Genomic DNA, 1,067 nt, shown 5'->3' on the forward strand with positions numbered 1-1,067 from the left:
CCGCCAGTCATTAGGAAAGCGAACGTGCTGTTCTATCCAATAACTATTGGAATAAATTCGGGCTTCTTTATTATTTCCTTGGAAGAAATCTTCTACAGCACAAGCCACTTTGCCTTGAATCTTATCCCTGACAGAACGAGCAAAAGACCGACCGCCATTGTTACGCTCGATTCTTGATGCATTTACTCTGTTATTAATTAATTGATTGGCCACTGCGTTTTCTGTGTATTCCATCGGTTTTTGAGTGTAAATGATATCCAGTACATCCGCAAAGCCGTCTGAGGTTTCGCCCCATACAATCGAACAGAGATAGTCTTTCCCAGTGTCTGCAGTATCGCAATAATTCCAAATCTTTTTGTACTCTGAGCGAGCGTTGTAGGTTTGGAACTCACTATATAATCGACCTTTGACATCAATTGGCTCTTGCTGGTAGTTGGCGCTAGCTATATCAGCACCCATTGTTTTTACTTTGCGCTTATAATCTTCAAGAGTCAGAACGTCATCACAAAGCATTTCATTCGTTTGCTCGTTGAAAGCCTTGAAATTAATATGCTTTACTCGATAGCCATTCTTAGGCAGTTCACGCAAAGCCCGTCCGGCTAAATCTTCGCTATGCCAACGAGTCATATTGATTATGATTTTACCGCCTGACTCCAAACGCGAAAGCATGGTATTTACGAACCAGTCCCAATGTTTTTCTAATACTGTCGCGTTGTTAGCTTCCTCAGCATTCTTGATAACATCATCAATGATAATAATGTCAGCACCGAAACCTGTTGCAGTCCCTGTTGGAGAGGTTGCCAGATAGTTATTATAGCCGTCCGACAAACTCCAAAGGTTTTTCGCAGCATCTCCATACTTAATTGCAGCATCGAAAATATCAGAGTAAACGATTTTATTTTCGTCTGCTTTTTCTTCTTGAAGTGTATTACGAACATTTTTAGAAAAGACTGTAGATAAGGTTTCGTTATATGAGCCAGTCATGATTTTCTTCGTGTGGTCATTACCAAGCACCCACTCTACAAACTTACCAAGTGTGAGAGATTTCCCATGACGTGGTGGAAGGT

Annotated in this window: 1 protein-coding gene; it reads right to left on the bottom strand. The window is 41.0% G+C overall.

Annotated features, from left to right (window positions below; all coding sequences use genetic code 11):
- Positions 1-1,067 (bottom strand): phage terminase large subunit (terL, locus tag ABZ914_RS51765; protein ID WP_500201870.1); only part of this gene is annotated, 1,067 nt, incomplete at both ends.

Source organism: Spirillospora sp. NPDC046719 (genome assembly GCF_040645715.1).
GTDB lineage: Bacteria > Actinomycetota > Actinomycetes > Streptosporangiales > Streptosporangiaceae > Spirillospora.